The organism is Nocardia sp. Marseille-Q1738, assembly GCF_965283145.1.
In genome coordinates this window covers 1,430,664-1,451,937 of sequence record NZ_CBDIMS010000001.1, presented here as the reverse complement: position 1 = coordinate 1,451,937, position 21,274 = coordinate 1,430,664, and the positions used below count along the sequence as shown (strand labels likewise).

1 protein-coding gene (running past one end of the window) is annotated in these 21,274 nt (G+C 70.3%); it reads right to left on the bottom strand.

Annotation, left to right across the window (positions count from 1 at the left end; all coding sequences use genetic code 11):
* Positions 1-21,274, bottom strand: the 5' portion of a protein-coding gene (locus ACWPXK_RS06515; protein ID WP_454195066.1) for a non-ribosomal peptide synthase/polyketide synthase. Its footprint begins 22,550 nt before the window's first position; only the first 21,274 of its 43,824 coding nucleotides appear in the window; its start codon is at positions 21,272-21,274; its stop codon lies off the left edge, out of view.

Genomic DNA, 21,274 nt, shown 5'->3' with positions numbered 1-21,274 from the left:
GGTCGCGCATGAGCAGCGGCATGGACCAGCCGTCGAGCAGGATGTGGTGGTTGGACACCACGAACTGCCAGCGGTCGGGCGCGACCTGGATCAGCGTGAAGCGGATCAGCGGCGGCGCGGTCAAGTCGAACCGCCGCATGCGGTCGGCCTCGATCAGGTCGGCCGCCGAACCCGATTCGGTCCGGTCGTGCTCGGCCCACGCCACCCGGACGCCCTCCAGCACGATCTGCACCGGGTTGCCGTCGCGGTCGGTGACGAACGCGGTGCGCAGGTTCTCGTAGCGGTCCACCAAAGCCTGTGCGGCCGAACGCAACCGGGCCGCGTCCACCCGTCCGGTGAGGGTCAGCACCGCCTGCGCGGTGTAGACGTCCACCGAGCTCGCGGCGAGGCGGGCGTGGAACAGCAGACCGGCTTGCAGCGCCGAGAGCGGCCAGACGTCGGCCAGCGCTCCGAAGCGCTGCTCCCAGCCGTCGATATCCCGCTGGGTACTGCGCACCAGCGCGAAATCGGACGGGGTGTGTCCACCGGCGCCGGTCGAATTGGCATGGCGGGCAACAGCTTCCAGCGCCGCGGTCCACAGCTCGCCGAACTCGCGCACGTCGGCGGCGCTCAGCAGGGTGGACGGATAGCCGATGGTGGCGGTCAGCTTGTCGCCGACCACGATCGCGTTCACGTCCAGCGGCGCCATCGCGGGCATGTCCGCGTCGTAAGCGCCGCCCAGCGTGCCGAGTTCCGGTGCCGGGATCCAGCCGAAGCCGCGCAGCGACTCGGGCACGTCACCTTCGGAGACGCGGCCCAGGTAGTTGAAGCTCACCTGGCCGGGCAGTTCGCGCGGCAGCTCGGACGCGGTCTCGGCGTTCAGGTAGCGCAGCAGGCCGTAGCCGATGCCCTTGTCCGGCACGGCGAGCAGCTGCTCTTTGACCGCCTTGACCGCCGCCCCCAGCGCGGGCCCGCCCGCGAACGCCGCGTCCACGTCGATGCCGGACAGGTCGAAGGCGACTGGGTAGATCGCGGTGAACCAGCCGACGGTGCGCGACAGGTCCGCACCCGCCACCACGTCCTCTTCGCGGCCGTGGCCCTCCAAGCGGATCAGCAGCGAGTCCTCGCCGCGAGCGGCCACCCGGCGTGCCCGCCACTTCGCGGTGGCCAGCGCCAGCGCGGTGAGCAGGCCGTCGTTCACGCCGCCGTGGAACAGCGCCGGAACCGTGGTGAGCAGGGCCTTGGTGACCTCGGCGGACACCTCGACCGGAAGCTTCTCGATGACGCCCGAGGTGTCCACTTCGGGATCCATCGGACGCTCGGTCAGCAGCGGATCGGGCGTGCCGGCCACCGAACGCCAGTAGTCCAGTTCGGCCACCCGCTCCGGGCTGGCGGCCTCGCGCTCCAGGGCGTGCGCCCACGCGCGCATCGAGGTCGCGGGCGCGACCAGCTCGGGCGTCTGGCCCGCGGTGCGCTGCCCCCACGCGGTGACGAAGTCCGGCACCAGGATGCGCCACGAAACACCGTCCACCACCAAGTGATGCGCGACGACGATCAGTCGTCCGGCGCGGTCGGTGGAGGAGGGTTCCAGCCACACGAACCGGATGACCACGCCGGCGGCCGGATCGAGCCGGTCCAGCGACTCGTCCAACGCGGCCGAGGCGATCTCGACCAGCTCGGCATCGCTGACGCCCGCGTCGAACTCGGTGCGATCGATCAGCGCGTCCACCTCGACCGTGCCCGGTGCGGCGGTCTCGACGACCCAGTCGTCGCCGTCGCGGCGCAGGCTCGCCCGCAGCATGTCGTGCCGATCGATGACGGCGCTTACCGTCGCCGCGATTCCCGCACGATCGATGCCGACCGGCAGTTCCAGCGCCAGCGTCTGGTTGAACCGGCCGAACGAGCCGCGCCGCTCGGCCATGAACCGGACCACCGGCGTCAACGGCATGGCACCGATACCGCCGCCCGGCGGCTCGGCGAGCGTCACGGCCGACGCCTCGGCCGCCTCGGCGGTCTCCGCGACGGCGGCCAGTCCGGCCACGGTGCGCTGCTCGAAGACGTGCCGCGGGGTGAACACCACGCCGCGCGCCTTGGCCCGCGAGACCAGCTGGATGGAGACGATGCTGTCGCCGCCGAGCGCGAAGAACGAATCGTCCACGCCGACCCGCTCCACGCCGAGCACTTCGGCGAACACCTCGGCGATGGTCTGCTCGACCGGGGTGCGCGGCGCACGGAACACGACCTCGGTCGCGAACACCGGCTCCGGCAGCGCCTTGCGGTCCAGCTTGCCCACCGGGGTGAGCGGAACGTGGTCGATCACCATGATCGACGAGGGCACCATGTACGCGGGCAGGCGCTCCTCGACGTACGCGGTGAGCGCCGGAACGTCGATCGAATGCCCCTGCGCGGCAACGACATACGACACCAGCGACACCGCTCCAGCGGCGTTCTTGTGCCCGAGGGTGACCGCGAAGTCGACGGTGTCGTGCGAGGCGAGCGCGGCGTCGATCTCGCCGAGCTCGATACGGAAACCGCGCACCTTCACCTGGAAGTCGGAGCGGCCGACGTACTCGACCTCACCGGTGCGCGTCCAGCGCACCACGTCGCCGGTGCGGTACATCCGCGCGCCGGGGACGTACGGGTTGGCGACGAACCGCTCGGCCGACAGACCCGGCCGCGCGTGGTAGCCACGCGCCAGCTGGACGCCCGACAGATACAGCTCACCTGCGACACCCACCGGAACGGGCCGCAGCTGGGCGTCCAGGATCAGCGATTGCATGCCGCGGACCGGGCCGCCGATGGTGACCAGATCACCGGGCGCGAGCGCGTCGCTGATGTTGGTCATGATCGTGGTCTCGGTCGGGCCGTAACCGTTGTGGAAGCGGCGGCCCGAACCGTCCGGCGCGCCTCCCCACTTGGTGACCAGATCGGCGGGCACGGCTTCACCGCCCGCCACGATCACCCGCATACCGGCCAGCGCGGCCGAATCCAGCGACGCGAGCACCGACGGGGTGATGAAGGCGTGCGTGACCCGCTCGGCGCGGATCAGCTCGGCCAGTTCCTCGCCGCCGTACACGCCGGGCGGGCAGACCACCAAGGCACCGCCGCGGCCGATCGCGAGCAGGAACTCCAGGATCGAGGCGTCGAAGCTCGGCGAGGCGAAATGCAGTGCCCGCGTATCGGAATCGACGTCGTACCGGGCGTTCTGCTCGTCCCGGAAGTTGGCCAGGCCCGCGTGGGTGACCACGACGCCCTTGGGCACACCGGTGGAACCGGAGGTGTAGATGACGTAGGCCGGATGCTCCGGCCGCACCGGACGCAGCCGATCGGCGTCGGTGATCGCGGCATCGTCGAACTCGGTGAGCTCCAGCTCGTCCAGCACCAGCCACTCGACGGAGTCGGGCAGGTCGGCGCGCACCGACGCGACAGTCAGGCCGATCGGCGAGCCGGAGTCGGTGACCATGTGCGCGATGCGGTCGGCCGGGTAGGTCGGGTCGATCGGCACGAACGCGCCGCCGGACTTGGTCACCGCCCATTCGGCGAAGTACGACAGGTCCGACCGCGGCACGGCGACGGCCACCAGATCCTCGGTGCCGATGCCACGCTGGATCAGCAGGCGGGCCAAGCGGTTCGACCGCGCGTCCAGCTCGCCGTAAGACAGAGTTCTCCCCTGGAACACCACGGCGGGCGCTTGCGGATCGATGGCCACGGCCTCGGCGATCAGATCCGGCAGTGTCCGCGCCGGGGTCGCCGCAGCACCCGTGCGGGCGACGAGATCGGCACGCTCGGCCGCGTCGAGCACATCGATGGCGCCGACGGTGATCGCCGGATCGGCCGCGATGGCCTCGAGCACGCGTTCCCAGCGGTCCGCGATGCCCGCCGCGGTCGAGGAGTCGAACAGCTCGGTGGCGTAGGTGAGCGCCAAAGCCATGGCGCTGGAACCGGATTCGCCGCGCTCGGCGAGAGTGAACTGGAGGTCGAAGCGCGCGACGTTCTCTTCGAGGTCCAGCGCGGACACCGAAAGACCCGGCAGCTCCAGGGTGGTGCGCTCCAGGTTCTGGAACGCCAGCATCACCTGGAACAGCGGATTGCGCGCCTGCGAGCGTTCCGGCGCGAGCAGTTCCACCAGCCGCTCGAACGGCACGTCGGCGTTGCCGTACGCGTCCAGGTCGGTGCGGCGCACCCGGTCGAGCAGGTCGGCGAACGATTCGCCCGGCACGATCGGAGTGCGCAGCACCAGGGTGTTGACGAACATGCCTATTACGTCATCGAGCGCGGCCTCGCCTCGGCCCGCGATCGGGGTGCCGACCGCGATGTCGTCCCCACCCGACAAGCGCGACAGCAGGACAGCCAGCGCGCCGTGCATGACCATGAACAGTGAGGCCCCGCGCTGCCGCGCGACCTCATCCAGTGCGGCGATCAGCTCGCCGGGCAGCTCGCGATGCAGCGTCGCGCCGCGGTGCGAGGCAACGGCCGGACGCGGGCGATCCGTGGGCAGCGCCAGCTCGTCGGGGATGCCGTCGAGCGTGCGCCGCCAGTGCGCGACCTGCTCGGCCAGCAGCGAGTCGGGGTCCTCCTCGGAGCCGAGGATCTCGCGCTGCCACACCGCGAAGTCGGCGTACTGGACCGCCAGCGGCGCCCAACCGGGGGCTGCATCGGTGCTGCGCGCGGTGTAGGCGGTCATCACGTCGCGGGTCAGCGGCCCCATGGAGAAACCGTCGGCCGCGATGTGGTGCACCACGACCACGAGCACGTGCTCGTCTGGTCCCGCCGCGTACAGCCGGGTGCGCAGCGGAACCTCTTCGGCCACATCGAATCCGGTGGTGACGAACTCGGTCACCGCCGCGGTCAGTTCCGCCGGATCCACCGGGACCGGATGCAGGTCCAGGGCGATGTCCTCGGCGGGCACGATCACCTGCACCGGGGTGCCGCCGTGCTCGGGGTAGCGGGTGCGCAGCGACTCGTGCCTGCGCACCACGTCGGCGACCGCCAGCCGCAGCGCGGTCACGTCCAATCGACCGGTAAGCCGGATGGCGATCGGCAGGTTGTAGGCCGACGAGGCGGTGTCGTACTTGTTCAGGAACCACATGCGCTGCTGCGCGAACGACAGCGGCACCAGTTCGTCGGCGGCCCGCTCGCGGGCGACCAAGCGGGCCCGGGCGGCGCCGTCGGCGTGCGATTCCACCCGTGCGGCAAGGGCTTCCACGGTGGAGGCCTCGAACAGGGTGCGCACCGCGACGGTGGTGCCGAGCGCGGCGCCGATGCGGGCGACCACCCTGGTCGCGATCAGCGAGTTGCCGCCGAGGTCGAAGAAGTCGTCGTCCACGCCGACCCGCTCCAGGCCGAGCACGTCGGCGAACACCGCGGCCACGGTCTCCTGCACCGGGGTGACCGGCGCGCGAAAGGCACGCGCCTGCGCCGCCGGAGCGGGCAGCGCACGGCGGTCCAGCTTCCCGTTGACGGTCAGCGGAATCCACTCCAGCCGCACCACGGCCGAGGGCACCATGTAGGACGGCAGCTGCTCGGCGGCGCCGTCGCGGACCACGTCGAGCACCGGCTCGACGCCAGGTTCGGCGACCACGTAGGCGACGATCCGCTGATCGCCGGGCTGGTCCTCGCGCACGATCACGGCGGCCTGGGCGATGCCGGGCTGGGCCAGGATCGCCGATTCGATCTCGCCGAGCTCGATGCGGAAGCCACGCACCTTCACTTGGTCGTCGGCGCGGCCCAGGTACTCCAGTTCGCCGTGCCGGTTCCAGCGCGCGAGGTCACCGGAGCGGTACAGCCGCTCGCCCGGCGCGTCGCCCATCGGGTTGGCGACGAAGCGCGTGGCCGACAGGTCGGGGCGGCCGAGGTAGCCGCGAGCCAATTGCGGGCCCGCCACATACATCTCACCCGCGACGCCGACCGGCACCGGACGCAACCTGTTGTCGAGCACGTACACCCGCAGACCGGCGATGGCGCGGCCGACCACGCTGCCGGAGGCGGCGGCGATGGTCGCGGCGTCCAGTGCGCGGTAGGACACGTGCACCGTGGTCTCGGTGATGCCGTACATGTTGACCAGCAGCGGTGCCGCATCGCCGTGGCGTGCCACCCAATCCGACAGCCTGCGCAGCTCCAGCGCCTCACCACCGAACACCACGTAACGCAGCGCCAGCGGCGCGGCGTCGGGCGCGGCGTTCCGGTCGGCCTCGGCCAGCTGGTAGAACGCGGACGGGGTCTGGTTGAGCACCGTGACACGTTCGGCGCGCAGCAGTTCCAGGAACTGCTCCGGCGAGCGCGAGGTGTAGTAGTCGACCACCACGAGGGTGCCGCCGAACAGCAGCGGGCCCCACAACTCCCACACCGAGAAGTCGAAGGCGTAGCTGTGGAACAGCGTCCAGGTGTCCTCGGGCCCGAAACCGAAGTCGCGGTCGGTGTTCGCGAACAACCGCACCACGTTGCGATGCGCGACGGCGACACCCTTCGGGCGGCCGGTCGAGCCGGAGGTGTAGATCACGTACGCGACATTGTCGGGCGTGAGCGCGGCGTTGCGGTCGGCGTCGGTGATCGGCGCGTCGTCGGCGTCCTCGACATTGCCGGTCTCCACCGCGAAGCCGTCCAGCACCACGGCGGGCAGCCCGTCCGGAACCACCACCTGCACCGTGGAATCGAGTACCACGCTGGTCGGCCGGGAATCGGCGAGCACGAAGGCGATGCGGTCGGCCGGATAGGTCGGGTCCACCGGCACGTAGCCCGCGCCGGTCTTCACCACGGCCAGCAGCGCCACCACCAGATCCAGCGACCGCGGCAGGATCACCGCGACCAGCGTCTCCGGGCCGGCGCCGTCGGCGATCAGCCTGCGCGCCAGCACATTCGCGCGCCGGTCCAGCTCGGCGTAGGTCAGCGTCTCCACGCCGAAGCGGGCCGCGACACGATCCGGGTGCGCGGCGACGGCAGCGTCGAACAACCCGACCAGCGTGATGTCCGGATCGGCGAACCGGTGCGCACCAGCGGCGTCTGCTGCGGATGACACCCAGCGCTGCGACACGTCGAGACGTTCGCTCTCGCCGAGCAGATCGATATCGCCGACGGCGATCTCCGGATCCTCGGCGACACCGCGCAGGATGCGCACGAAACGGTCGGCGAAGGCGGCCACCGTCTCCGGATCGAACAGGTCGGTGGCGTAGTTCCAGGACAGCGTCAGCCCGCCGTCGGCGGCCTCGCCCACGGTGAGCTGCACGTCGAATTTCGCCGTGCCCGGGTCGAAGTCGACCACCGCGACGTCCAGGCCGGGCAACGCGACGGTGCCCAGGTCGGCGGCCGAGGCGGCCTCGAAGGTCAGCGCGACCTGGAACAGCGGGTGGTGCGCCTGCGAGCGCACCGGGCTGATCACGTCCACCAACCGCTCGAACGGCACGTCGGCGTTGGCGAAGGCGGCCAGATCGGTGCGGCGCACCTGATCGAGCAGCTCGCCGAAGCGTTCACCGGGATCGACCTGGCTGCGCAGCACCAGCGTGTTGACGAACATGCCCACCACGTCGTCGAGCGCGCGTTCACCGCGACCCGCGATCGGGGTACCGATCGCGATGTCGGTGCTGTTCGACAGCCTGCCCGCCCATGCGGCGAGCGCGGCGTGCACGACCATGAACAGCGTCACGCCGCGGGCGCGCGCCAGCTCGGCCAGCGCCTCGTGCACCTCGGCATCGACCGAGAAGTCATGCGTGCCACCGGCATTGGAGGCAATTTCGGGCCTGGGCCGGTCGGCGGGCAGCTCGATCTGATCGGGCAGGTCGCGCAGCTGCTCGGTCCAGTAGGCGATCTGGCGCGCGGCGACGGACTCCGCGTCGTCCTCGGCGCCGAGCACCTCGCGCTGCCACAGCGCGTAGTCGGCGTACTGCACCTCCAGGGGGGCCCAGGAGGGGACCTCGCCGCGGGCGCGCTCGGTGTAGGCGAGCACCACGTCACGCAGCAGCGGACGCAGCGAGAAGCCGTCCGCGCTGATGTGGTGCATGACCAGCACCGCGACGTGATCGGTTTCCGACAGCGCCAGCAGGCTCGCCCGGAACCCGACCTCGGCGGTCACGTCGAAACCGACGCTCGCCAGCTCGACGATCCGCGTGGGCAGCTCGTCCGCGGCCACCGGTTCGGCGACCAGGTCGAAGGCGACCTCGCCGACCGGCAGGACGCGCTGGTAACCGGTGCCTTCCACCTCGGGATAGACCGTGCGCAGCGCCTCGTGCCGCGCGAGCACGTCGCGGATGGCCGCGCCCAGCGCGGCGACATCGAGCGCACCGGTCAGCCGCAGCGCGACCGGGATGTTGTTCACCGCGGTCGCGTTGTCGAACCGGTTGAGGAACCACATCCGCTGCTGGGCCAACGACAGCGGCACCAGCTCGGGTCGTTCCCGCGCCACCAGCGGCGCCCGGCCGCCCTGTCCGGCAGCCGCTTCCACCTTGGCGGCCAGCGCCACGACAGTGGAGGCCTCGAACAGCGCGCGCACCGGAACCTGCGTATCCAGCGCCTCGCCCAGTCGTGCGGCCACCTGGGTGGCGACCAGCGAGTTGCCACCCAATTCGAAGAAGTCGTCGTCCAGGCCGACCCGCTGCACGCCGAGCACCTCGGCGAAGGTTTCGGCCACGATCTCCTGCACCGGCGTCGTCGGCGCACGGAACACCTTGGCCTCGAAGACCGGTTCCGGCAGCGCCTTGCGGTCCAGCTTGCCCGAGGCATTCAGCGGGAACTCGTCGAGCACCAGATAGGCCGCGGGCACCATGTACCCGGGCAGCCGGGCGCCGAGCGCGATCTTGACCGACTCGACGTCCACCACCCGGTCCGGGTCCGCCACCAGGTAGGCCACCAACTGGTCGCCGGTCCGTTCATCTGCGCGCACCAGCACGACCGCCTGCGCCACCGATTCCAGCGCCGTGAGCGCCGACTCGATTTCGCCCAGCTCGATCCGCAGACCACGCAGCTTCACCTGGAAGTCGGTGCGGCCCAGGTATTCCAGCTCACCGTCTTCGGTCCAGGCCACCAGGTCACCGGTGCGGTACATGCGCTCGGCGTCGCCGAACGGGTTGGCCACGAAACGCTCGGTGGTCAGGTCGGGACGACCCACGTAGCCGTGTGCCAGCTGCGCGCCCGCCAGGTACAGCTCGCCGGGCACCCCGACCGGAACCGGCCGCAACCGCGAATCCAGCACGTACACCTGGGTGTTGAACACCGGTGCACCGATCGGAACGGACACGGTGTCGTCCTCGGTCACCTCGTGGAAGGTGACGTCGACCGCAGCCTCGGTCGGACCGTACAGGTTGTGCAACCGCGCACCGGTCAGCTCACGCAACTTCTGCGCAGTCACCGCGGGCAGCGCCTCACCGGAGGCGAAAACATTACGCAGACTCGTGCACTCGGCCGCGCGCTCCTCCGCGACGAACACCGACAGCATCGACGGCACGAAGTGCACCGTGGTGACCTGCTCGTCGACGATCAGCCCCGCCAGGTACGCGGGATCGCGATGACCGTCCGGCTTCGCGACCACCAGCCGCGCACCGACCTGCAACGGCCAGAAGAACTCCCACACCGACACGTCGAACGTCGCCGGAGTCTTCTGCAACACCACGTCGTAGGCCGCCAAGCCGTACTCGGCATGCATCCACACCAGGCGGTTGACGATCGCCGCATGCGAAACCGCCACACCCTTCGGGCGGCCGGTCGAACCGGAAGTGAAGATCACGTACGCGGTGTTGGCCGGACGCAGCGGCTTGTGCCGGTCGGCGTCGGTCAGCGGCTCGTCGGAGAACTCCGACAGGTCCAGCTGATCGATGCGCACCTGCCGGGAGACGGTGGTCTCCAGATCCGAGCCGGAGGTCAGCACACACACCGGGCGCGCGGTCTCGAGGATGTAATCGATCCGCTCGGCCGGGTGGTCCGGGTCCAGCGGCACGTACGCGCCGCCCGCGGCGTTCACCGCGTACATGCCGACCACCAGGTCGATGGAACGGCGCATACCGAGGGCCACATACGATTCCGGGCCAACGCCATTGCGCTTGAGCCAGCGCGCCAAGCGGTGCACCCGCCGGGCGAACTCGGCGTAGGACAGACTCGTCCCCTCGAACGTCACCGCCGCCGTGTCCGGCGTGCGCGCGACCTGCGCCTCGAACAGCGACACCAGCGTCGCGGCGGCATCGCCCACCGGCGAGGTGAGCGCGGCGTCGACCGGGAACTCGGTGGCGTTCCACCACTCGATCACCAGCGACCGTTCGGCGTCGTCCAGCAGGTCGATGTCGCCGACCGGCACCGACGGCTCGGCGGCGACGCCGCGCAGCACCCGCACGAAACGCTCGGCGAACGTGCCCGCGAACGCGCCGTCGAAAAGATCGGTGGCGTAGACGAGTTCGGCGTCCATCGCCGTCTCGGCGCCCGGCACTTCGCTGAGAGTGAGCTGCAAGTCGAACTTCGCCGTCGGCTGGTCGATGCCCAGCTCGGAGACGGTCAGGCCGGGCAGGTCCAGCGCGGTGCGGCCGAGGTTCTGGAACGACAGCATCACCTGGAACAGCGGGTGCCGCGCCTGCGAGCGGGCCGGGTTGAGCACCTCGACCAGCCGCTCGAACGGCACGTCCGCGTGCGCGAACGCCTGCAGGTCGCGCTCGCGGACCTGGGCGAGCAGGTCGGTGAACGACTCGCCGGTGTCCACCTGCGAGCGCAGCACCAGGGTGTTGACGAACATGCCGACCAGATCGTCGAGCGCCTGCTCTCCTCGCCCGGCGACCGGGATGCCGATGGCGATGTCGTCGGAGCCGCTCAACCGTGCCAGCAACGCGGCGAATGCGCTGTGCACCACCATGAACAACGTGGTGCCGTGCGCGTGCGCGACCCGGTTCAGCTCATCGATCAGCTCACCCGGCACGCGGAAGCGATGGGTGCCCGCCCGGTACGACCCGACGGCGGGCCGCGGCCGACCGGCCAGGCGCAGCTCGTCGGGCAGACCGGCGAGCGCGCCGCGCCAGTAGTCGAGCTGCTCGGAGATCAGCGAGGTCGGATCGTCCTCGGAGCCGAGCGTGTCGCGCTGCCACAGCGCGAAGTCCACGTACTGCACCGCCAGCGGCGGCCAGCCCGGCTGCGCCGCCGAAGTACGCGCCACGTAGGCGGTCATCAGGTCGCGCACCAGCGGACGCATCGAGAAACCGTCGGCGGCGATGTGGTGCACCACCACGACCAGCACGTAGTCGTCCGGCGCGAGCCGGTAGGCGCGCAGGCGCACCGGCGGTTCGGTGGTCACGTCGAAGCCGCGCTCGACGAACGCGTACAAGGTGCCGAGCAATTGCCCCTCGGCCACCTCGACCACGTCCAGCTCCGGAATCGCCCTGGTCGCGGGCAGTACCCGCTGATAGGCGAGGCCGTCGCGCGACGGGTAGACCGTGCGCAGCGATTCGTGCCGCGCGATCACATCGGCGATCGCGCCGCGCAGCGCGTCCAGATCCAGCGCACCCTCCAGCCGCACCGCGGCGGGGATGTTGTTCGCGGCGGAGTCGGCGTCGAAGCGGTTGAGGAACCACATCCGCTGCTGCGCCAGCGACAGCGGCGGGTACTCGGGACGCACCTGTGCCGTGAGTGCTTGGCGCGCACCGGAACCCGCGTGGGACTCGACCCGGGCGGCCAGCGCGGCGACGGTCGGCGCCTCGAACAGCACACGCACGCCGATCTCGGTGTTCAGCGCCGCGCTCAGCCGGGCGGTCACCTGGGTGGCCACCAGCGAGTTGCCGCCCAGCTCGAAGAAGTCGTCGTCCACGCCCACGCGCGGCACGCCGAGCAGATCGGCGAAGACCTCCGCCACGATCTCCTCGATCGGGGTGGACGGCGCACGGAACACCTTGGCCTCGAACACCGGCGCGGGCAGCGCCTTGCGATCGAGCTTGCCGGAGGCGTTGACCGGGAACGCGTCCAGCACGACCAGCGCGGCCGGGATCATGTAGCCCGGCAGCGCGGTGGCCAGCGCCGCCTTCACCTCGTCGGTGTCGACGGTCGCCTCGGCTTCCGCGACCAGGTAACCAACCAGCTGATCACCCGCGTGGGCGTCGGAGCGCAGCACCACCACCGACTGGGCGATACCCGGCTGCGCCAGCAGCGCGGCCTCGATCTCGCCCAGCTCGATCCGCAGACCGCGCAGCTTCACCTGGAAGTCGGTGCGGCCCAGGTATTCCAGCTCACCGTGTTCGGTCCAGGCCACCAGGTCACCGGTGCGGTACATCCGCTCACCCGGCGCGCCATACGGGTTGGCGACGAACCGGTCCGCGGTCAGGTCCGGACGGCGCAGGTAACCCAGCGCCAGCTGCTCGCCCGCGAGATACAGCTCGCCCGCGACACCCGGTGCGACCGGGTGCAGACGGCTGTCCAGCACGAAGACGCGGGTGTTCCACACCGGGCGTCCGATCGGCACCGAGACGGTATCCGCGTCCGTCGCTTCGTGATACGTCACGTCGACGGCGGCCTCGGTGGGGCCGTACAGGTTGTGCAACCGCGCGCCGGTCAGCTCACGCAGACGCTGTGCCGTTTGCGCAGGCAGCGCCTCACCGGAGGCGAAGACCTGCCGCAGCCGCGGCGCGGGCTCACCGTCGCCGTTCTCGTTGCCCAGCGTCGCGACGAAGACCGAAAGCATCGACGGCACGAAATGCGCTGTGGTGATGTGCTTTTCGGTGATGATCTGGGACAGGTACACCGGGTCGCGGTGCCCGTCCGGGCGCGCAACGACCAGCCTGGCACCGGTCTGCAACGGCCAGAAGAACTCCCACACCGACACGTCGAACGTGGCCGGGGTCTTCTGCAACACCGCGTCGTCGGGACCGATCCGGTACTCGTGCTGCATCCACAGCAGCCGGTTGACGATCGCGGCGTGACTGACCGCCACACCCTTCGGGCGTCCGGTGGAGCCGGACGTGAAGATCACGTACGCGGTGTTCTCCGGCCGCAACGGCCGCGTGCGTTCGGCGTCGGTGATCGGCGCGCCGCTGGTGGCCGCGAAGCCGGGCAGCCCTTCGATGCCTTCGACCGACAGCACCGTCACCTGCGGCTGCGGGTCGAAGTCGAATCCGTCCGCGGAGCGGTACAGGATCATCCGCGGCCGCGCGGTCTCGATGATGTAGTTGACTCGGTCGGCGGGCTGGTCCGGGTCGAGCGGGACGTAGGCCGCGCCGGTCTGCACCACCGCATACATCGCGACGACGAGTTCGGTCGAGCGCCGCAGCGCCAGCGCCACCAGCGATTCCGGGCCGACGCCCGCGCCGATCAACTGCCGGGCGATGCGGTTGGCACGCTCCTGGAACTGGCGATAGGTCAGCCGCTCGTCGTCGAATTCCAGCGCGATCGCATCGGGCGTGGCCGCCGCCTGCGCGTCGAACAGCGAGACCAGCGTCGCGAGCTGGTCCACCGGATGCCCGGTGTCGTTCCAATCGACCAGCACCCGCGCGTGTTCCTCGGGCGCGAGCAGGTCGATGTCACCGATCGGGACGTTCGGATCGGCGGTCACGGCCGCGAGGATGCGATCGAGGCGGCGGGCGAACGCCGCGACGGTCGGTTCGTCGAAAAGATCGAGCGCGTAGGAGAACTCGGCCGACATGCCCGCCGCGTCACCCAGCTCGTCCTGGGTCTCCGAGAGGGTCAGCTGCAGATCGAACTTGGCCAGGCGGGCGTCGTAGTCGATGCCGTTGACCGACAGACCGGGCAGCTCCAGGCTGGCCTGCTTGGTGTTCTGGAAGGTCAGCATCACCTGGAACAGCGGGTGCCGCGCCTGCGAGCGGGCCGGGTTGAGCACCTCGACCAGCCGCTCGAACGGCACGTCCGCGTGCGCGAACGCGTGCAGGTCGGTCTCCCGCGCCTGGGCGAGCAGGTCGGCGAAGCTCGCCGCACCATCCACCTCGGTTCGCAGCACCAGAGTGTTGACGAACATGCCGATCAGGTCGTCCAGCGCGGCCTCACCGCGACCCGCGACCGGCGTGCCGACGGCGATGTCGCTGGTGCCGCTGGCCCTGGCCAGCAGCACCGCGAGCGCGCTGTGCAGCACCATGAACAGCGAGGCGTTGTGCCTGCGGCCCAGATCGACCAAGGCGCGCTGGGTCTCGCCGGAGATCACGAATGGGTAGGTGCCGCCGCGGTAGGAGGCGACGGCGGGGCGCGGCCGATCCGACGGCAGCACCAATTCGTCCGGCAGATCGGCCAGTTCGCGCGTCCAGTAGCGGATCTGGTTGGCGATCAGTGAACTCGGGTCGTCCTCGGAGCCGAGCACCTCGCGCTGCCACAGCGCGTAGTCGGCGTACTGCACCGGCAGCGCCGACCAGGCCGGGGCCTCCCACGACGTGCGAGCGGCGTAGGCCACCATGACGTCGCGGGCCAGCGGACCCATCGACCAGCCGTCGGCCGAGATGTGGTGCACCACCATGCCGAGCACGTACTCGGTCTCGCTGATCTCGAACAGCCGTGCGTGCAGCGGCACTTCGCTGGTCACGTCGAACGCCATCGAGGCCAGCTCGACCAGGTGATCGATCAGGTTGTGCTCGGTCACCGGCACCGGGGTCAGGTCCGGCACGATCTGCGCGGCGTCCAGCACCACCTGCACCGGGCCGCTCTTGGTCTCCGGGAAGACCGTGCGCAGCGACTCGTGCCGATCGATCACGTCGATGACCGCGACCTGCAACGCGGCGATGTCCAGGTCACCGGACAGCCGGATCGCGACCGGGATGTTGTTCACCGCCGAGGAGGTGTCGAACCGGTTGAGGAACCACATGCGCTGCTGCGCGAGGGAAAGCGGCACCTGCTCCGGGCGCTGCCTGGCGACCAGCGCCTTGCGCGCGCCGTCACCGGCGTGCGACTCCACTCGCGCGGCCAGCGCCGCGACCGTGGACGCCTCGAACAGCATGCGCACCGGCACCCGGGTGTCCAGCGCGATGCCGAGGCGGGAGGCCACCTGGGTGGCGATCAGCGAGTTGCCGCCCAGTTCGAAGAAGTCGTCGTCCACGCCGACGCGGGAGATGCCGAGCACCTCGCCGAAGATCTGCGCGACGATCTCCTCGATCGGCGTTGTCGGGGCACGGAATTCGCGCACCTCGAACACCGGGGCGGGCAGCGCCTTGCGGTCCAGCTTGCCGGAGGCGTTGAGCGGGAACGCCTCCAGCACCACGATCGCCGAGGGCACCATGTACGCGGGCAGCGTGCGGTGCAGCGCGTTCTTGATGTTGTCCAGGTCGACCGGGCCGCTGGTGGTGACCACGTAGGAGACCAGCTGGTCGCCCGCGACCGTGTCCAGCACCAGCACCACGGCCTGGGTGACCGCCGGATGCTCCAGCAGGGCGGCCTCGATCTCGCCGAGCTCGATGCGCTGGCCGCGGAACTTCACCTGGAAGTCGGTGCGGCCGATGTACTCCAGCACGCCCGCGCTGCCGACTTCCGGATCGCGCGGCTGCACCCAGCGCACCAGGTCGCCGGTGCGGTACAGCCGGGAGCCGGGCGCGCCGAACGGGTCGGCGACGAAGCGCTCGGCGGACAGGTCGGGGCGGCCGTGGTAGCCGCGGGCGGTCTGCACGCCGCCGAGGTACAGCTCGCCGGGCACACCGACCGGAACGGGGTTGAGGCCCTCGTCCAGTACGTAGGTCTGCGCGTTCCACACCGGGCGGCCGATCGGCACCGACGCGGGCGCGACCTCGTTGAGCTGCCACGCGGTGGCGTGCACGGTGAACTCGGTGGGACCGTACAGGTTGTGCACCGCGGCGGTGGAGAACTGCCGGAACGCGGTGACGGTCGCGGGCGGCAGTGCCTCACCGGCGACGAGAACCGCACGCAGCGAAGCACATTCGGCCGTGGATGCGGAGCCGGCGAACACCGAGAGCATCGACGGCACGAACGAGGTCATGGTGACCCGGTGCCGCCCGATGATCTCCGACAGGTACATCGGATCGCGGTGGCCGTCGGGCGCGGCGATCAGCATGCGGGCGCCGACGGCCAGCGTGCCGAACAACTCCCACACCGACACGTCGAAGGTGACCGGCGTCTTCTGCAGGATCACGTCGGCCGGGCCGATCCGGTATTCGGCGGTGATCCAGGCGATCTGGTTGACCACCGAGGCGTGGCTGACCGCGACGCCCTTGGGGCGGCCGGTGGAGCCGGAGGTGTAGAGCACGTAGGCCGTGTTGGTCGCGCGCAGCGGTGCGCGGCGCTCGGCGGCGGTGATCGGACCGTCGCCGAACCCGCTCAGATCCAGGGTGTCCAGCGTGAGCACCGGGATGCCGGCGGCGGTGACGTTGTCGGCGGTGGTGGTCAGCACGCACACCGGTGCCGAGCTGTCCAGCACGTATTCGGTGCGCTCGGCCGGGTGGTCCGGGTCGATCGGCACGTAGCCGCCGCCCGCGGTCATGGTGGCGTAGATCGCCACCAGCATGTCCACCGACCGGCGAATGCCGACCGCGACCAGCGACTCCGGGCCGACGCCAGCGTCGATCAGCTTGCGCGCCAGGCGATTCACGCGTGAGGCGAACTCGGCGTAGGTGAGCTCGACCGGCGGGCCGAACTCGCCCTCGCCTCGGACGCCACCGTCGAACACCACGGCGGGGTCGTCGGGCCGCGCCCGCACCTGCTCCTCGAACAGCTCGAGCACGGTGGCCGCGGGCAGATCGTGCCGCGTGTGGTTCCACTCGGTGAGCACCCTGGCGCGCTCGGCGTCATCGAGAATCTGGATGTCGCGCACGGTGGTCTCCGGCGCGGCAACGGCGGCTTCGAGCACGCGCAGGTAGCGGCGGCCGAACTCGGCGACGGTCGGGGCGTCGAACAGGTCGGTGGCGAAGGAGATCACCGCGGACATACCCGCGGGCTCGCCGTGCGCGCCCCGCTCCTCGGTGACCGTCCACTGCAGGTCGAACTTCGCGATGTCGACCTCGAGCTCGTCGGCGGTGACCGACAGGCCGGGCAGCTCCAGTGTCGCGTGCGACATCTCCTGGAACGACAGCATCACCTGGAACAGCGGGTGCCGGGCCTGCGAGCGGGTCGGGTTGAGTACCTCGACCAGGCGCTCGAACGGCACGTCCGCGAACGCGAACGCGGCGAGGTCGGTTTCCCTGGTGCGGCCGAGGAATTCGGCGAACGGCTCGTCGCCGTCCACCTCCGAGCGCAGCACGAGGGTGTTGACGAACATGCCGATCAGGTCGTCGAGCGCCTGCTCGCCACGCCCGGCCACCGGGGTGCCGATGGCGATGTCGCTGGTGCCCGACAGCCGGGCCAGCAGCACGGCCAGCGAGGCGTGCATGACCATGAACAGGCTGACGCCCTGCGCGCGGGCCAGCGCGACGAGGCGCTGATGCAACTCGACATCGATCTCGAAGTTCACCCGGCTGCCGCGGAAGCTCTGCACCGGCGGACGCGGACGGTCCGCGGGCAGGTCGAGCTGGTCCGGCAGACCCGCCAGAGCCCTACGCCAGTATGCGATTTCGCGCGCCGCCATCGAGCCGGGGTCGGATTCGGCGCCGAGCAGCTCGCGCTGCCACACGCTGAAGTCCTGGTACTGCACCGGCAGCGGCGCCCAGTTCGGCGCCTCGCCCGCGGTGCGGGCCAGGTAGGCGGCGGCCACGTCGCGGGCAAGCGGGCCGAACGAGAAGCCGTCGGCCGCGATGTGGTGCACGACGAACGCCAAGGCGTAATCGGCGGTGCCGTTGCCCCGCCCGCCGGTGACCGCGAACACCCGCACCCGGATCGGCAGTTCGAACGTCACATCGAAGCCGCGCGCGGCGAATTCGGCCAGCGCGGAGTGCAATTCGGCCTCGTCGATCGGCTGCACCGCGATGCTCAGATCGACCTGGTCGACCGGAACCACCTGCTGATAGCCACCATCGCCGGACTCGGGGAAGATCGTGCGCAGCGACTGCTGGCGCTCGATCACGTCGAGCAGCGCGGACTGCAACGCGTCCAGATCCACCTGGCCGCGCAACCGCACCACGAACGGCAGGTTGTAGGTCGGCACGGTCGGGTCGAACTGGTTGATGAACCACATGCGCTGCTGCGCAAGAGACAGCGGCACCCGTTCCGGCAGCTGCTGGGCCACCAGCGGCGGACGCGACGCGTCGGCGGGGGCGGCGTTCTCGGCCCTGGCCGCGATTCCGGCGACGGTCGGGGTCTCGAACAGCGCGCGCACCCCGATCTGGGTGCCGAAGGCCGCGCCGATACGCGCCACCACCTGCGTGGCGACCAGCGAGTTGCCGCCCAGGTCGAAGAAGTTGTCGTCGATGCCGATCCGGTCCTGGCTGAGCACGTCGGCGAAGATGCCCGCCACGATCTGCTCGGCCTGGGTGCGTGGCGCGCGGAAATCGCCCGCGTCGGCGCTGAACACCGGCTCCGGCAGGGCTTTGCGATCCAGCTTGCCGCTGGTGTTGAGCGGGAAGGCATCCAGCACCATGATCGACGCGGGCACCATGTAGCTCGGCAGCTTCTCCGCGACGAACCTGGTCAGCGCTGCCGGATCCACGGTCTGCCCCGGGGCCGCCACCACGTAGGCGACGAGTTGCTGACCGGTGGCCGTGTCGACGACCAGCACCACGGCCTGGCTGACGGCGGGGTGCGCGAGCAGATCGGTTTCGATCTCCCCCAGCTCGATGCGCTGGCCGCGGAACTTCACCTGGAAGTCGGTGCGGCCGATGTATTCCAGCGTGCCCGCGGAGTTCCAGCGCACCAGGTCACCGGTGCGGTACATCCGCGCTCCGCCTTCGGCCCCGGACCCACCCACCGAGAACGGATTGGCGACGAAACGGTCCGAGGTCAGGTCCGGACGGCCGCGGTAGCCACGGGCGAGCTGACGCCCGCCGAGGTACAACTCGCCCGGTGCGCCGATCGCGGCCGGACGCAGCCGCGAATCCAGCACGTACACCTGGACGTTCCACTCCGGGATACCGATCGGCACGGTCACCGTGTCGGCGGCCGTCGCCTCCCAGTAGGTCACCGAGACCGCGGCCTCGGTGGGACCGTACAGGTTGTGCAGCCCCGCGTCGGTGAGCGCGCGGAAGCTCGCGGCGGTCTCCGGCGGCAGCGCCTCGCCGATCACGAAAACCGCTCGCAGCGAGGCACATTGAGCCGCGGTGGCGTGCGCGACGAACACCGTCAGCATGGACGGGACGAAGTCGGTCACGGTGACCCCGTGCCGGGCGATCATCTCCGCGACATACAGCGGGTCACGATGCCCGTCCGGCGACGCGATGACCAGCTTCGCGCCCACCAGCAACGGAAGGAAGTAGCCCCACAGCGACACGTCGAAGGTGGTCGCGGTCTTCTGCAGGTACACGTCCTCGGCGGTCAGCCGGTACTCGTCCAGCATCCACAGCTGCTGGTTGACGATCGCGTGGTGGGTGACCGCCACGCCCTTCGGGCGACCGGTCGAGCCCGAGGTGTAGATGACGTAGGCGGTGTTGTCCGGGCGCAGCGGCGCCACCCGGTCGGCGTCGGTGACCGGGTCCGCGGAGTACGCCGACACGTCGAGGGTGTCGATCTCCACCCGGCGCACCGACTCGGGTAGGTCCAGCTCATCGGACGACAGCGTGAGCACGCACACCGGCGCGGCGCTGTCGAGAATGTAGGCGGTGCGCTCGGCCGGATGATCCGGATCGATCGGCACGTACGCGCCACCGGCCTTCACCACCGCGTGCATGCCGATCACCAGCTCCAGAGAGCGGCGCATGCCCAGTGCGACAAGCGATTCCGGGCCGACGCCATCGGCGATCAGGAAGCGGGCCAAGCGGTTGACCCGCGCGTCGAACTCCGCGTAGGTCAGGGTCGCGCCCTCGAAATCGAGCGCGATGTTGTCCGGGGTCAGCGGCATCTGCGCGTCCAACAGCGCCGCGAGCGTGGTCTCCGGAACATCCTGCTCGGAGTCGTTCCACTCCAGCAGCGTCCGCTCGCGCTCGTCGGCGGTGGTGACCTCCAGGCCCCACACCGCCTCGTCGACGCCGGCGGCGAGGAAGCGATCGAAGAACTCCAGGAAGCGCCCGTGGTGGCTGCGCGCCTCGTCCTCGGTGTAGAGGTTGGGGTTGGTCTCGAAGTCGATGTGCGCGCGGGTGCCCGCCACCGACTGGTAGAAGTTGACGCCCAGGTCCTCGATGCTGCCGGTGGACAGCACGTGCATCTGACCAACGGTCGAGCCGAAGGTGATCTCGTCGTGGAACAACATGATGTTGACCCACGGCCCGAAGAACTCGGTGGTCACCACACCGTCACCGGCCGCGTCGCGGCGGATGTCCTCGTGCCGGTACCGCTGATGCCGCAACGCGCCGGAGACCTCGACCTGCACCTGCTTCAGCAGCTCCGACACCGTGGTGTCGTGACCCACGTGCAGCCGCAGCGGCACGATGTTCGACGACGCGCCACCCGAGCGGCGCATCGCGGCGGTGGTGCGCGCGGTCACCGGCAGGCTGAGGATCACGTCCTCGACGCCGTTCCACTGCGCCAGATACGCCGCGAAGCCCGCGAGCAGCAGTCCGGCGGGCGACGAATCGTGCCGCGCGACGGCCGTGTCCAGCAGGGCGTTCTGCTCGTCGGACAGCGCGGCGCTCACGATGCCGTTGATCGCGGCGGGCGGCGCGGAACGGCCGGTCAGGCTGGTGCCGTCCTCCAGCCCAGCCACCCGCTCGGCCCAGTACTCCTTGTCGGAGGCGAAGCGGGTGCTGTCGCGGTAGGCGATCTCCTGCTCGTAGAGCGTGCGCAGATCGGTGGCCTTGGACGCCGCCGGCTCGGTGCCGTTGACGTACGCCGTGTACAGCTCGGCGATCCGGTTGACGTTGGTCATGGCGCCGAAGCCGTCGAGCGCGATGTGGTGCGACCGCGAGTACCAGTACCAGTGATCGTCGGCCAGCTGTAGTGCCGCGATGAGGATCAGCCGGTCGGAGGTCAGAGCGAGCGGGCGGCTGTACTCGGCACGCATCCACGCCATGGCGGCGGCGGCCGGATCGGCCTCGCCACGCAGGTCGACGTAGACGACCTTGTCGTAGTCGGCGATCGAGTGGTCGACGAACTGCAGCGGCTGGCCGTCGCGCTCGATGATCCGGAGGAAGCCGGAACCCAGCTCGTGCGAGGCGTCGATGCTGGCCTGCTCGAGCACATCGACATCCAGCTCACCGTGCAGGTCGACGTACTGCGCGATGGTGATCGGCACTTGCGGATCGACATGCTGCGCGTACCAGATGCCCAGCTGGGCCGGCGACAACGGAAAGGCACCGGACTCCCCGGGTGCTACCCCAGAGCCCGCGTGTGCCCGTTCGCCACCAGTTTCGCCGTTTCCGCCGAAATCCAGCCGGTCCAA